We start from the raw sequence: 14,314 nt of genomic DNA on the forward strand, positions 1-14,314 counted from the left end.
GGGCCAGTCCTGGCGAGCGTCCTGCTTGGTGGAATGAGGCGGCGCACCTTGCCCGCCGTGAGGAAGACACTCCTGTTGGCTGGTCTGATCACCGTGCTCGCCGCGTGTTCTCTCCCGAAGCCAGAGGGCTCCGAGCGCTCCGAGGACGTGTCGCCCTGGCCGCCCTCCGTGCCGAAGGGACCCGCGCAACCGCCACCCCCTCCGGTGGGAGCGGCGTGTGAGGTGCCCGCGCCGCTGCCCTCCGCGCCGACGCTCTCCTGGCCGGTGGCGGAGGCGTGGGTCTCCGCGGAGGCGCTGACGCTCCAGGTGGGGGAGGCGTCGGCTTCCGGGAGCGCGGTGCCCACGCGGGCGCGGTTCGAGCTCTGGTCCATGGAGGGTGACGCGCCGCTGGGGCTTATCTGGTCCGCCTCGAGGGAGGCGCCGGCCTCGCTCACCCAGGCACGGCTGGCCGAGGGCTCGTTCGTGGGCGGCAAGGGGACGCTGTCCGAGCGGAAGCGGTACGCGGCGCGGGTGCGCTACGGCTACGCACCCGCGTCATGCGAGGTCTGGGGCGGGTGGAGCGCCTGGCGCTTCTTCCGCGCGGATGACTCCTCCGGAGAACTCTTCGATGAAACGCGCGTGCTGGAGTTCCATCTCGACATCCCTCCGGCGTCCTGGGCCGCGATGAACGCGGAGGCCGTGCCGCCCGACTGTGTCCCGCACACGCGTGAGGACCACCGGGCCACCCTGCGCCTGGGCGAGCGGGTCTTCGAGAACGTGGGCGTGCACGTGAAGGGCGGTTGTGGCTCGGCGCGCACGCTCGAGGGCAAGGCGTCCTTCAAGGTGGACTTGGAGTGGGACGATCCCTCGGCGCCCGGCTGTCCGAAGTCACGGGAGCTGTTCGGACGGAAGAACCTCACCTTCGACAGCAACGTGCAGGACCCCACGCAGATGAACGCGCGGCTGGGGTACGCGTTCTTCCGGGCGTTGGGTATGCCGGCACCCCGGGTCGCGTCGGTGCGGATGTTCGTCAATGGCGAATATTGGGGCCTCTACACGCATGTGGAGTCGATCGACCGCAGGTTCCTGGCGCGCTGGTTCGAGGACAAGGACGGCGCGTTGTACGAGGGCGCGTACTGGTGCGACCTCCTTCCCGAGAACGTGCCGGGGCCGGGCGAGGATCCAAGCGGCTTCTGCCTGGAGCGCAAGCTCTCGGGCGAAGGCGTGTGTGGCTCGGGCGGGGAGGAGGACGGTTACGCGCCCTTGCGCGAGCTCACGCGGCGCCTGGCGGCCCTGCCCCCGGGCGGCTTCTACCCGCAGGTGGGCGCGTTCCTCGATTACGAGCGCTTCCTCACCACATGGGCCATCGAGGGGGTCCTCGCGCACTGGGATGGGTACTCGTTCGACACGCGCAACAACTACCGGGTGTACCGGGATCCCTCGACGGGCCTCTGGACGCTGCTGTCGGGCGGGATCGATCAAACGTTTGGTCACCGCTCGGGGCGGGGCGCGGGCCTGGAACAGGACCCGTGGGATGTGGCGGGTCTGCTCGCGGCGCGGTGCATGGAGGAAGCGGACTGCCGGATGGCCATGGCCACGCGGATGGAGGAGGTGACGCGGGCCTTCGCGACCGCGGGACTCGAGGCCCGGGCCAGGGACATCCGGAGTCAGATCGCCTCGGATGTCCACGCGGATCCGCGCAAGGAGTCGTCGAATGCCGGGTTCGACGCGGCCGTGGAGCGGACACTTCGTTTCATCCGCGAGCGTCCGGACCGGATGCGCGAGTTCTCGTCTCCGGACTGACGGCGTCACTCCTCGCGGGTGGGCTTCCTCTCCAGGAGCTTGCCCCCCAGGTATTGATAGTGCTGGGTGTCGCGTTCGATGTTGCTCTCGGCGCCTGTGTTCATGTCCACCTGGAGCCGCGTGCGGCGCACGGCGATGTCCAGACCCTGGTCGGAAGGCGTGACCTCGACCTCCGCGAGCGACGAGCGCTTGGTCGTCGCCTCCAGTTCATCGCGCCGGATATCCACCGCGAGCAGCTCCTGGAAGAGGGGGTTGTCCAGGCGGATGAAGGTCTTGCGGACCCCATTGAGCCGCGCGTCGCCTTGGAGCGAGTCCGTGATCTCCAGCACCGGCGGCGCCGAGGCGAATTCGTGAACGGTCAGGGTCTGGATCGCGCCCCGACGGGTCGCGGCCAGGACGCGCGCCTTCTTGCCAGAACGCGCCACCCACGCCACATAGCCCGCGCAGTCGGGGTCCACGGACGCGGAGTAGACGAGCATTCGCGAACTGTTCGAGGGGACCAAGCGACGTGTGAATCGCGCACACCAGCCGCGCCGGGCTTTGGGTGCTTTCGCGAAGAGGATCGCACCTGCCGCCTCGTCTGAGAGCAGTGCTTGCGTGCCCAGGGGCTCCAGACGGGACCGGAACGCGTAGTTGATGCTCTGCTTGTCCAGCGTGACCTTCACGACTTCCTCCGGGTTTCCCTCCCACTTCTTCCCTCCCTCGGAGGAGAGCACGGTGACGAGCGTGCCCGTCGCCACATGGGTCATGTCCTCCACCTTGGGCTTGCTGCCTCGGAACACCTCCAACCGCCGCACGGACCTCGCCTCGAAAGGGGCTTGGGCGTCATTCGCCTGAAGAGGGGTGGGCGAGGGCTCGGCTCGCGCGCTACTACTGGAGAGTGCCAGGACGGCCATGCGAAGCCAGTGGGCGCCGGGTCGGAGAGACGAGACGAAAGAAGTTTGTTTCATGTATCCGGGAGAGTGGCTTCCCGTGAGCGTACCGCGTGGGGCGAGTTCACCGCAAGTGTTGCGGAGGACATTGTGATTCCATGCAAGAGAATGCGGCGGGTCCCGGTGCGATGGCGCTTCGCTCAGTTCGGGTCTCCGTCTGCGGTCATGCGTTTTCCGAGGAAAAACCGCTGGAAGCATAAGCTGCGTAGCTGTTCTGGGCTCACTCGGGCAAGGGCCCTGTTCAGGTGGCGAGGCTTCACTGTGGGTGTTGACTGTTGAAGAGTTATTTGTGTACGTAGGATCCTTGGTGCGACGAGGCATTCAACGCGTGAGGGATCTTTCGTGATGCTGCGACGAGTCAAGATAATCGCTGCAAGCTGCGTTCTGTCGTTAGGCGGTATGGGCTCGGCCCTGGCGGGTCAGACCTATACGAAGAATGCGGATTTCGATTGGGGGCAGTTGAAAGGGGTCGATCATGCGCCGCCAAACGACGACCAGTTGCAGATCACCCTCGGCGACAATCCGATTCCGCCCCCTTTCATGTGGGTGGCCAACTTCGCCGATGGGACTGTCACCAAGATCAGCACGGATACGGGCGGACAAGTGGCCAAGTATCATTCTGTGCTGATGCGTAATTGGGATGGCTCCGTCCCGCAGGGGATCACGTTGCCAATCCCTGGTGCTGATTGCAATTCTCCCTCGCGCACGACCGTGGATGGAGATGACAATGCCTTTGTCGCCAATCGCGGATTTTGTACAGACAGTACGACCTATACGCGTGCGACAGTCACCAAGTTCGCGGGGTCGCTGGGTTATTGTGTGGATCGCAATGGGAATGGGTTGATCGACACATCCAGGGATGTCAACGGGGATGGCGTCATTGGCCGTGAGCCGCCTGAATTCCTTGGTCAAGCGGATGAGTGCATCCTGTGGACGCGGAATTACGCGGAGAAGGGGGACTTGGGTCGATCCGTGGCGATAGACGGAGATCAGAACATCTGGTTGGGTGGGTACAGTTCATCCAAGTTGTGGAAGCTGGATGGCAAAACTGGCGCCCTGCTTCAGACGATTGATCTCAACGCCGAAAAGGGAACCATCGCCAATATCTATGGACTCGCGGTGGGCCCTGAAGGATTCATCTACACGTCGGATTTGACCGCTAAAAGACTGAGGAAGATCGATCCCAAGGCGCCCGTGGGACGACGTGTGGTGGCCGAGGTAGGAGTGTCCACTCCCACCTACGGCCTCGCGGTCGACCGGGATGGCGTTGCTTGGCTTGGAAGCTGGGCAGACGAATCTCCTGGAAGAGGCGGCGTGCTGCGGGTGGACTTCAAAACGGGCAAGGAGGAAAAAATACTCGTGAGTTCCTCGACGGATTGCACGGGATTGACCCGTGGCGTGGCCGTGGCCGGCAATGGCGATATCTGGGTGGCTTGCTACAGCACGCATAAGTTGTTGCATTTCAGGCGCAGTCGGGTGACGGGAAGCGTGTTCTTCAACAAGAGCTATGCGACGGATAGCGGCACCTTGGGTGTGACGATCGACGATCATCAACGTATCTGGACGTCCAATTATGATACGAATTCGGTGACCCGGGTGGACCCCGGGGCGGGGCGAGTGCAGTTGTCTCGTCCAGCAGGTGGCATACCGTACTCATACTGGGACATGTCAGGTTATCAGTACCGTAATTCCACCATCCGCCAGGGTGAATGGGTGGTTGTTCAGGAAGGAGAAAGACTGGGCGCTCAGTGGGGAACCATCCACTGGAATCGTGAGTCGGCGGGCTCGGTCCCCGCGGAAACAGCCATCGAAGTCTCCGTACAAGCTTCGGATGATTCGCGAGCCTTGTCTTCCCAGCCTGTCTTTCCGGTGACCCGTGGCGTGTCATTCACGGGGGCTGGTGTGACGGGCCGTTACTTGCGAGTGCGAGCCGTTCTCCGCACCAAAAACCTCACGCAGTCTCCTGTACTGAGTGACCTGAGCATCATTCCCAGTTGGAGTTGGGGAGAGTCCCCCGCCTTCATGTGTGAAGGAACGGTGGACGGGACTCCGCCCCCCCACGTGCAGCCATGTGCAATACCACAGGTCGGCATTATTGCCCGATGGCAGGGTGTTCACTGTCGGTGGTTATACGAAAACCGCTCGCGTATTCAATCCGGCAACCGTGACGTGGAGCGACACCGCTCCTCCATCCACAGACAGGCGGCACCATACGGTGACCTTGCTCAATGATGGCCGCGTCCTGGTGACTGGAGGCTCTGGCGACAGGCCGGACATGAGCACGGAAATATATGTCCCGGTCCGCGATGCGTGGGTTGCATCCTCGGCCATGGGTATGGCTCGGGTGCGGCATACGGCGACGTTGCTGGAGAATGGTCGGGTTCTCGTGGTGGGGGGGGCGGGCATGGCGGGCGCCACGGCGGAGTTGTACGACCCGGTCACCAATGCCTGGATGAAGACGGGAAGTCCGCGAGAGGGTCGTCAAGATCACACGGCCACGTTGCTGAAGGATGGTCGGATTCTCGTGGTGGGGGGTGTTGATTCCAGAGGAACGTCCTTGGCGTCGGCCGAGATTTACGACCCTGTGACGGGTTCGTGGTCGGGAGTGGACACGCTTGCCATGCGCCTGGCCCGTACCGAGCACACCGCGACCCTGTTGGCGGATGGTCGGGTGCTCGTGACCGGCAACAAGCAGGGGGTCGAGGGAGCGGAATCCGTGGAGATCTTCGATCCATCCACGCACAAGTGGTCGTCTGCGGCCAGCATGCATAACAAACGCTCCATGCATGCGGCGGTGCTGCTGAAGACAGGTCATGTTCTCGTGTCGGGCGGGTATCACGACTACGAGCGGATTCTCAAGGAAGCAGAACTGTACGACCCTGCCACCGGCATCTGGCGCGCGGCCGGAGAGATGAAGCTGCCTCGCTACGAGCACTCCCTCACCTTGCTGCTCAATGGTGAGGTGCTGGCGATCGCTGGAATCGGCTCTCCGGAGGCGCAGACGTCCTCGGAGATCTTCTCGCCGTGAGTTCCTGACGCGCCCCTCTTTTCCGTCGAGGAATGAGGGGCGCGAGCCCTCAAGGACACGCGAAGAGGGTGTCCAGGGCGGAGAGCGCGGCCGGAACGTCCACGTCGTCCGGCCGGGCCTTGCCCACCTGGTTCACGAGTGCATCGGCCAGAGTGGGGTTTCTCGCGCGTGCCTCGCGATCCATCAGGGGCACGAGCACCTGGAGGAACGCCCAGCGCGCCGCCTTCGCCTCGCCAGACGTGCACGCCAGTTCCTGGAAGCGCTGGCGGACAATGACGGCCATGCCCCGCAGCAGGGCCGTGTCGAGCTGGGCGCGGGCTTGGTCCCTCAACGCGAGGTTGGTCGCTGGAACGGCCCGGTCCAGGTCCCTCCAGCAGCGCACCGCCAGGGTCGCGTCATACGCGCGCGCATGTGTCTCGGGGGCCAGGTCGCTCACGTAGCGGGCCAGGCCCACGGGCTCGTTCCGGGTCGTTCCGCCCGTGTAGTAGGCCCAGGCGCTGTCACAGTCCGCGTCCTTGGTGGTGCAACTCGTCACCTCGGACAGCGGCGACACATAGAGGAACCACAGCAGGGCCGCCTCGATGCGCGCCGCGTTGACTCCCGGGGTCTCTCCGCGCATGCCCGAGGCGAAGGCCTCGTTCACGAGGGGCCGCAGCTTCGCCGGACCCACGCAGCGCTCCGGATGCTCGGTGGGAATGGATGCACTTGAGTTGCAGGCGGCGGGAGCCGATGGGTAATGGACGTCCTCGCGCCGCTCCACACGTGAGCCCAATCCTTCGGACTCGGTGTAGCGCAGGCGGGCCTGCGTGAAGTCCTCCACGGTGGGCACCTTCGTCTTGCGCCACAGCGCGTCGGCGATCGCCTCGAATGCGGCGACGCGGCCGATGGTGGAGATGCTGGGATAGAGCCGGTGGTACGTGTTGTCATCCGAGATGCACGCCGCCCACGTGTCTTGTGAGGAGCCGGCCCCGCGCGGCTGGTAGTCGGTCGACAGCGGTGCGCAGGTGGACACGTTCTCCGTGAACGTGGGCTTCTCGATGCACTCGCCCTGTTCATCGGTGATGGGTGCTGGATTCTCAGGCGGGGGCGGAGCGTCCTCGCCGCCACAAGCCAGGAGGGCCGCGGCCAGCGTCAGCGCGGAGAGGGGGAGGGACAGCGGTTTGCCGCGGGGGGTCTTCATTCCAGAGCTCCTTCGAGAGACAGGGTGATTCCACGGGCCGGGCCATTCACGCTCGAGCCGTGGTAGCGGTAGGGGGTGTCCAGCAGGTTCTCCAGGACGAGGGCCGCGATGAACCGGCTGCTCCTTCTGTAGGAGACGCGGGCATCGAACACGGCGAAGCCGGGCGTTCCTCCAAGGGGGATGCGTGCGTCCGAGCGGTCCGCGACCGCGAGCCGGGTCTGCGCCGTGGCCCAGCGCATGGCGGCGCCCGCGCTCATGCCCAGGGGATGGGTCCAGATGAGCTCAAGCGTGCCATTGAGCGGCGGCACGCGGGACAACGGCACCCGGTACTCGAAGGGGAGGGCGGGGTCGGAAGGCGGGTCACCCAGGTTGGGTCCTTCTCCCCAGGTCCAGGCGCCGGTGGCGGCGGCGGCGAGGCCGGGCACCACGCGCCATCGCGCGGAGGCTTCCAGTCCTCTCAATTCGGAGAGCGCGCGGGCGTTGACGAGTTGGAGACGCGACCAGGACGCCTGACATTGGGGCGTGTTCACGGGACAATCGGCGCTGTCTCGAGGCCGTTTGCCCACGGCGTCTTCCAGCAGCAGGGTGAATGCCCAGAACTGGAGGGTCACCGCGGATGTGCGCACCTGCGTGCCCACTTCGAGGGTCGTGGCCTTTTCCGGCTGGAGCTCGGGGTTCTCGAACTGGAAGCCTGGACCCGTCTGCTGACGGGACGTGAGGTCATCGAGGTTGGGGGCGCGGAAGGAGCGATCCACGTTGGCCAGCAAGGTGAATCCGCTCCAGGGAGTCCATTCGGCGCCCATGTGTCCCACGAGGGGCCACCAGGTCCGGTCCACGGGCGAGGAGCCAGATTCGGCATCCCCGGGAGCGTGCGCGGAGATCCAGGAGGCGCGTGCTCCGGCGCGCGCCACGAGGTTCCAAGGCAGTTGGAGTTCACCGTCGAGGAACGCTCCGCCATACAGGTACCAGGAGCCCTCCAGGTACTGTCCTCGGCTGCGCCGCACCGTCAGGTCCACGTCGGTGAAGCCCGTGGTGGACGCGGAGCGCAGCCGGTCCACATACGTCTCCACGCCGGAGTCGAGCACCAGGGGGTGGTTTCCGGGCACGAGGAGGGGCCGGCTCCGGACCCGGCCAGTGAGGCCCAGGGTGTCCACGTCGTCCGTGCCGAGTGAGTAGACGGAGGAGGCGGGACGGTCATGGCGACGGCGCTCGTGCTGCCGCTGCCAGGACAGGGTCATCCGGACGTGTTCGGCCCAGGCGCCCCAGCCCTCGCGCTTCCATGCGGCGTAGGCGAGCGTGCGGAACTGCTGCTCGTAGCGCAGGCACTCGTCGTAGGGGGCGTAGGGCGGCGCGCACTGGTCCGTGCGGGGGGCGTCATACTGACGATAGAGGTACCCGGCGAGGGTAAGGGTCTGGCCCGGCGCGAGCCGCCACACGCTCCGTCCGTCGGCGGTGAGTTCGTCGAAGCCCGTCCCCAACTGCGTGCGTTGATCCGGGGCGAAGCGAGGCACGTCGGGAAGCGCCCCATTGAGCGGGCTGCGCACCGGGCCCGCGCTCTCCAGGAGGGAGATCCGTCGGCCACCCACGCCACCGATGAAGGTCACCTGATCGCTCAGGCCGGTTTCGAGTTGAAGTCGTCCCCCGCGTTCGAGGTCCGCGCTCGTACCCCGCAGTCGCAGGCGCGGGCGAGCCCAGAAGCCCTCCCCGGGGCGCGACGCTTCCAAGGCGTGGGTGAGCAGGATGCCGCCAAGCGCGTCCGAGCCAAACCGGGTCGAGCCTCCGCCTCGCAGGACCTCGATGGACTCGATGGTGGAGGCGTCGAGTGTGAAGAAGTACTGGTTGGGCCCCTGGCGGTAGGTGCTGTTGTTGAGGCGGATGCCGTCGAAGAGCAGGAGGGTTTGTTGGCCCGTGAGCCCTCGGATGAACGCGGAACCCTGGCCGTGGCCTGTCTGCTGAACGAAGACCCCGGGCTCATACCGGAGGGCGTCAGGCGCGGAACGGGGCAGACGGCGGTCGATGTCGGAACGGCGGACGGTGGTGGAAGCACGCCCCTCGGGCAGGTCCTTGTCTCCCGGTTCCGATGCGGTGACCGTCGTCTCCCGTGGGTCTCGCGGCTCCTCCGCGCGAGCGCCCTCCATGGCTCCGGCGAGCCAGCCGACGAGCAGCCCTCCCCGTATCAAGGGAAGGGCCACGGGAAACATTCGGCGCCACCCTTGAATCCTGCTTCCAGGACGCGCGAGTGTTCGATGCACGGCAACCATTGAGGACGGACTATCTCACGCAGAGAGAAGTACGTCAGCACTGGTTGTGTGCTCCTGGCCTTTTGGCCAGGAGGTGCTCGGGCGGGGCTCAGTAGTGGCAGCGCACGCGCACGGTCCAGCCGGGGTTGGAGTCGCCGCAGGAGAGGAACTCGTCGGCGCCGAAGCGCGTGGTGCCATCCCCCAGGCGCTCGCGCACCTGGCCCCAGGGGGCGGCCTGGATTCCGGAGAAGGACTCGCCGTTGCAGTCCACGCCCTGGCTCCAGTTGGCGCAGCTCAGGCCCTCGCTGCCCTGCCAGCCGCCGGGGCAGAGGCCGGCGCCCGCGCACTGGCCCCACCAGTAGCCGTTGGCGCTGACGGCGCCCCCGAAGCCGAGCTTCTGGCAGAGCTGGTCCCCGGTGAGCGCGCCGGAGCCGCACGTCACCACCGTGGTGTGCACCGTGGGCACGCACGTGCCCTGGCCGTCACAGACGTTCTGGTTGCCGCAGTCCGTGTTGGCCGGACGGTCCTGGGCCTCGCACGCGCCCGTCTTCGCGTTGAGCAGGCCGGTGCTGCACGTGTTGCCCGTCTCGCACGGCTCCGGGGGCGGCGCGGGGGGCGCGCGGGTGGCGTACAGCTCCGCGGCCTTGGCGTCGTGGTTGCTCACGCCGCCCACCACCAGTACCGCGCCGCTCGGCAGCAGCGTGGCGGTGTGCCGGTAGCGGTCCGTGCTCATGGTGGGCGTCTGGCCCCACGTGCCGGTGGCCGGGTCGTACACCTCCGCGTTGCTCAGCACGCCCGCGGACTCGTGGTAGCCGCCGGCCACCAGCACCGTGCCGTCGGCGAGCGTCGTGGCCGAGTGGTAGCGCCGCGGCTGGGAGGGCGCCCCGGTGGCGCTCCAGGTGCCCGTGCCGGGGTCGTACAGCTCCGAGGGCGCCGCCGCGAAGTCGAGCGACTCCTCGCCGCCGGTGATGAGCACGCGCCCGTCGGGCAGGGTCGTGGCCGAGTGGAAGCGGCGCTTGTCGCCCAGGGTGCCCGCGGACGTGAAGGTGCCCGCCTCGGCCGCGAAGAGCTCCGCGGTGGCGAGGCTCTGGTCGTCGGCGCCCTGGCCACCCACCACGAGCACCCGGCCATCCGGCAGCAGCGTGGCGGAGTGGTGGACACGGCCCTCGGCGAGCGGGCCCACCTCGCTCCAGGTGTCGGTGGTGGGATCGTAGAGCTCGGCGCTCGTGAGCGGCGTGCCGCCGTGCTCGGAGTCGGTGCCGCCGGTGACGAGCACCTTGCCATCCGGCAGTCGCGTGGCCGTGTGGTGGTAGCGCGTCGTCTTGAGCGCGCCGGCCTTGACCCACGCGTTCTGCTCGGGATCGTAGAGCTCCGAGTTGATGCCGCTCTCGTCCTCGCCGCCGCCGGCGATGAGCACGCGGCCATCCTTGAGCCGGGTGGCGCTGTGGCCCCGGTGCGTGAAGCGCGAGGGCGGGGCGTCCTTCCACTGGCCGGTGTCGTCGTTGTAGACGGTGGTGGCCGGGCTGTAGCCGCCCACCACCAGCACGATGCCCTCCGCGAGCAGGGTGGCGGTGTGGTCCACGCGGTAGGCGTCCAGGGACGCGGTCTGGCGCCAGCCCGGGCTGGAGGGCTGGTCGAGCATCAGGCTCCAGACGTCGGCGGTGCCCTTGTCGGGGAGGACGCTGGTCGGACCGTCGGTCATGGGCGCACACCCACTGGTCGTCGCGAGAACCGTCAGCAGGCACTTCAGGTAGCTGGGCTTTCTCATCACGCAATCCCCCCGGTCACGTGCTTCGCCCCCGCGATGGAGGCGAAAGCGTTGTAACAGGGGCTCGCGTCGCGGGCGCTTGGACCACGAAAGGACGTCTCCGTCCGCGAGGAACGCAGGCGGCGAGGTTTCGAGCGAGCGTACCCTCCAGGCAGGCGTGCGTCCGGGGCGGGTGCAAAAGCCGACGGCACGAGGGCGGACTGTTATCTTCCCGTGTCCGTTTCCCCTCGCTCCGAGCCTGCTTCGCCCATGGCCCTGCCCGCTTCGCTCTCCCGTCCCTCCGTCGACTCCCTGCTCGGGCCGGGCGGCGCCTTGGAGGCCGCGCTGGACGCCTACGAGTACCGGCCAGAGCAGCTGCAGATGGCGCGCGCGGTGGAGCGGGCCTTCGACGAGCACGGCTATCTGCTGGCCGAGGCGGGCACGGGCACGGGCAAGACGCTCGCCTATCTGGTGCCCGCGCTCTTGTCGGGCCGGCGCGTGGTGGTGTCCACGGCCACCAAGACGCTGCAGGAGCAGATCTTCTTCAAGGACCTGCCGCTGTTGCGCGAGCGCATGGGGCTCCAGTTCGAGGCGGCGTACCTCAAGGGGCGCAACAACTACCTGTGCCTGCACCGCTACGACGCGTTCCAGAAGGATCCGCAGTTCGTCACGCGCGAGGAGGGCGGCTACTGGCCGCACCTGAAGGCGTGGGCGGGCAGCACGGAGACGGGGGACCGCAGCGAGCTGGCCCTGCCCGAGGCCTTCAGCGCGTGGGGCCGGCTGTCGACGACGTCGGACACGTGCCTGGGCTCCAAGTGCCCGGTGTACGAGAACTGCTTCGTGACGCGCACGCGGCGCGCGGCGGAGCAGGCGGACCTGCTGGTGGTCAACCACCACCTGTTCTTCGCGGACCTGGCGCTGCGGGGCCGGGGCAAGGGCAGCGAGGGCGTGCTGCCCGCGTACGACGCGGTCATCTTCGACGAGGCGCACGCGCTGGAGGACGCGGCGGGCAGCTACTTCGGGCACGCGGTGTCGAGCTTCCGGCTGGAGGACCTGGTGCGCGACGCGCTGGGGGCCATGGCGCCCACGGACGGGCGCTTCGGCATGTTGTCCTCGCTGGTGGTGCGGCTGCGCACGCATTCCGAGGCGCTCTTCTCCCAGGCGCCGCGGGTGCTGGGGCTCACCGAGCAGGAGGGCGCGGTGGCGCTCAAGCCCGAGCGCCTGGAGCGGCTCGCGGGGGCCATCGAGCAGGTGAAGGGGGCGCTCTCGGCGCTGTCGGCCTTCACCACGAGCGAGCGCGAGCCGGAGCTGACGCTGCTCACGCGGCGGTGCGCGGAGCTGGTGGCGGACTTCTCCTTCCTGGAGAAGGTGGAGTCCAACGATCACGTGTACTGGGCCGAGCAGCGCGGGCGGGGCGTGTTCCTCCGGGCGAGCCCCATCGAGGTGTCGCGCGAGCTGCGCGAGCGGCTGTACGGGAGCGTGGACACGGTGGTGTTCACCTCGGCGACGCTGGCGGCCGAGGGCCGCTTCGACTTCTACGCGCGGCGCCTGGGCCTGTTCGACGCGGACGGCGTGCCGGTGACGAGCGTGCGCACGGTGGCGGTGCCCAGCCCCTTCGACTTCGAGCGGCAGTCGGCGCTCTACCTGCCCACGCACCTGCCGGACCCCTCGGCCCCGGGCTTCATCGAGGCGGCGGTGGAGGAGATCCTCCGCCTGTGCGACGTGACGGGAGGCCGGGCGTTCGTGCTCTTCACCTCGCTGCGCAACATGGAGCGGGCGCACACGCTCGCGCGCCACCGGCTGCCCTACCAGGTGCTCCTGCAAGGCGAGCGGCCCAAGCAGCAGCTCCTGGAGGCCTTCCGCGAGCAGCCCAGCGTGCTGTTCGCCGCGCACAGCTTCTGGGAGGGCGTGGACGTGCCGGGCGAGGCGCTGAGCCTGGTCATCATCGACCGGCTGCCCTTCGCCTCGCCGGGAGACCCGCTGGTGGCCGCGCGCATCCGGCAGTTGGAGGCGCGGGGCGAGGAGCCCTTCGGGGGCTACCAGTTGCCCCAGGCGGCGCTGGCGCTGCGGCAGGGCTTCGGGCGGCTCATCCGCACGCGGGCGGACCGGGGCATCGTGGCCCTGCTGGACCGCAGAATCGTCACGAAGAACTACGGCCGAGCGTTCCTCGCGAGCCTGCCGCCCGCCTGGCGCACGCACGCGCCCGAGTCGCTGGAGGCGTGGTTCCTCGGCGAGCCCGTCTACGACATGGAGCCCTGAGCCTCGAGGGCCTCAGTGCCCGCCGCCGCCGGCCTCGGCGCCCTCGAAGGCGGTGGTGTCGAACTCGGGCTTGAGGCGCTGGATGACCTTGGCGAGCGCCTCCTTGTCCTGGGCTTTCTCCATGGCGGCCTCGGCGGTGATGGTGTTGGCGGCCACCAGGCGCTCCAGGTGCATGTCGAGCGTCTGCATGCCCAGGTTCTGGCTCGCCTGCATCTTGCTGGCGATCTGGAACACCTTGCCCTCGCGAATCATGGAGGCGATGGCGCTCGTGCCGATGAGGATCTCCAGCGCCGCCACGCGGCCCTTGCCGTCCGCGGTGCGGATGAGCTGCTGGGCGACGATGCCGGCCAGCCCTTCCGCGAGCATGCCGCGCACCTGGGGCTGCTCGTCCGCGGGGAACGAGTTGATCATCCGGTCGATGGTGGCCGGGGCGCTGTTGGTGTGCACCGTGGCGAACACGAGCACGCCGAAGCTGGCCAGCTGGAGCGCGAGCTTCATCGTCTCGTTGGTGCGCAGCTCGCCGATGAGGATGACGTTCGGGTCCTCGCGGCCCGCCGAGCGGATGGCGGTGGCGAAGGACGAGGCGTGCATGCCCACCTCGCGGTGCGTCACCTGGCACTTGACCGACTCGTGCACGAACTCCACCGGATCCTCGATGGTGAGGATGTGCGCGGGGCGCGTGTGGTTGATGTGGTGGATCATCCCCGCGAGCGTGGTGGACTTGCCGCTGCCCGTGGGGCCGGTGACGAGCACGAGCCCGCTGCGGCGCTCGGCGAGCTTCTTCACCACCTCGGGGGTGTTGAGGTCCGCGAGCGACAGCACCTTGCTCGGGATGGTGCGGAAGACGGCCGCGATGCCGCTCGTCTTGTAGAAGTAGTTGGCGCGAAAGCGCGCGCGCGTGCCGTAGCTGTAGGCGAAGTCGAGGTCCAGCTCCTCGGTGATGTGGCGCTTCTGCTCGGGGCTGGTGAGCTCGAAGAGCATGGCCTCCAGCTCCGCCTGGGTGAGCACCGTGTCGCGCAGGGGCGCCAGGCCCCCGCGGATGCGGCCCAGGGGCGGGTGGCCCACGCTCAGGTGCAGGTCGCTCCCCTTGGCCTCCAGGAGCTTGTCGAAGAACACGGCGATGCGGGGCGAGGCGGTCATCGGGGG

At 67.9% G+C, this 14,314-nt stretch carries 9 protein-coding genes; 4 read left to right on the forward strand and 5 right to left on the reverse strand.

What is annotated here, in order from left to right; all coding sequences use genetic code 11:
- Positions 1–75: 75 nt before the first annotated feature.
- Positions 76–1,782: a CotH kinase family protein gene (locus I3V78_RS06705; RefSeq protein ID WP_204485480.1), complete on the forward strand. Its 1,707-nt coding sequence runs from the start codon at positions 76–78 to the stop codon at positions 1,780–1,782.
- A gap of 5 nt (positions 1,783–1,787) precedes the next feature.
- Here the strand turns inward: I3V78_RS06705 and I3V78_RS06710 are convergent, their stop codons facing one another.
- Positions 1,788–2,540: a hypothetical protein gene (locus I3V78_RS06710; protein WP_204485481.1), complete on the reverse strand. Its 753-nt coding sequence runs from the start codon at positions 2,538–2,540 to the stop codon at positions 1,788–1,790.
- A 516-nt stretch (positions 2,541–3,056) separates the two neighbouring features.
- Between I3V78_RS06710 and I3V78_RS06715 the strand changes: the two genes are divergently transcribed.
- Together I3V78_RS06715 and I3V78_RS06720 are read left to right on the forward strand one after the other, a co-directional pair.
- Positions 3,057–4,946, forward strand: coding sequence for a Vgb family protein (locus I3V78_RS06715; protein WP_204485482.1), 1,890 nt, complete (start codon positions 3,057–3,059; stop codon positions 4,944–4,946).
- Entirely contained in the window at positions 4,930–5,742 is an 813-nt protein-coding gene (locus I3V78_RS06720) for a Kelch repeat-containing protein (RefSeq protein WP_204485483.1), read from the forward strand. The genes I3V78_RS06715 and I3V78_RS06720 overlap by 17 nt, the downstream gene beginning before the upstream one ends.
- 49 nt (positions 5,743–5,791) lie before the next feature.
- Here the strand turns inward: I3V78_RS06720 and I3V78_RS06725 are convergent, their stop codons facing one another.
- The 3 genes from I3V78_RS06725 to I3V78_RS06735 form a co-directional block, all read right to left on the reverse strand.
- Positions 5,792–6,922, reverse strand: coding sequence for a hypothetical protein (locus I3V78_RS06725; protein ID WP_204485484.1), 1,131 nt, complete (start codon positions 6,920–6,922; stop codon positions 5,792–5,794).
- Complete coding sequence (locus tag I3V78_RS06730; protein ID WP_204485485.1) at positions 6,919–9,114, reverse strand: TonB-dependent receptor domain-containing protein; 2,196 nt, start codon at positions 9,112–9,114, stop codon at positions 6,919–6,921. The genes I3V78_RS06725 and I3V78_RS06730 overlap by 4 nt, the downstream gene beginning before the upstream one ends.
- A 157-nt stretch (positions 9,115–9,271) precedes the next feature.
- A complete protein-coding gene (locus I3V78_RS06735; RefSeq protein ID WP_204485486.1) occupies positions 9,272–10,864 on the reverse strand; it encodes a Kelch repeat-containing protein in 1,593 nt (530 codons plus the stop codon).
- Between the two features lie 315 nt (positions 10,865–11,179).
- Here I3V78_RS06735 and I3V78_RS06740 point away from each other — a divergent pair, with 315 nt between their 5' ends.
- Positions 11,180–13,168 carry a DNA repair helicase YoaA gene (locus I3V78_RS06740; RefSeq protein ID WP_204485487.1) on the forward strand — a complete coding sequence of 663 codons (1,989 nt, stop codon included), beginning with the start codon at positions 11,180–11,182 and terminating at the stop codon, positions 13,166–13,168.
- 12 nt (positions 13,169–13,180) lie between these two features.
- Here the strand turns inward: I3V78_RS06740 and I3V78_RS06745 are convergent, their stop codons facing one another.
- Positions 13,181–14,308: a type IV pilus twitching motility protein PilT gene (locus I3V78_RS06745; protein WP_204485488.1), complete on the reverse strand. Its 1,128-nt coding sequence runs from the start codon at positions 14,306–14,308 to the stop codon at positions 13,181–13,183.
- Between the last annotated feature and the right edge of the window lie 6 nt (positions 14,309–14,314).

It is taken from the genome of Archangium primigenium, from assembly GCF_016904885.1.
GTDB classification, from domain to species: domain Bacteria; phylum Myxococcota; class Myxococcia; order Myxococcales; family Myxococcaceae; genus Cystobacter; species Cystobacter primigenius.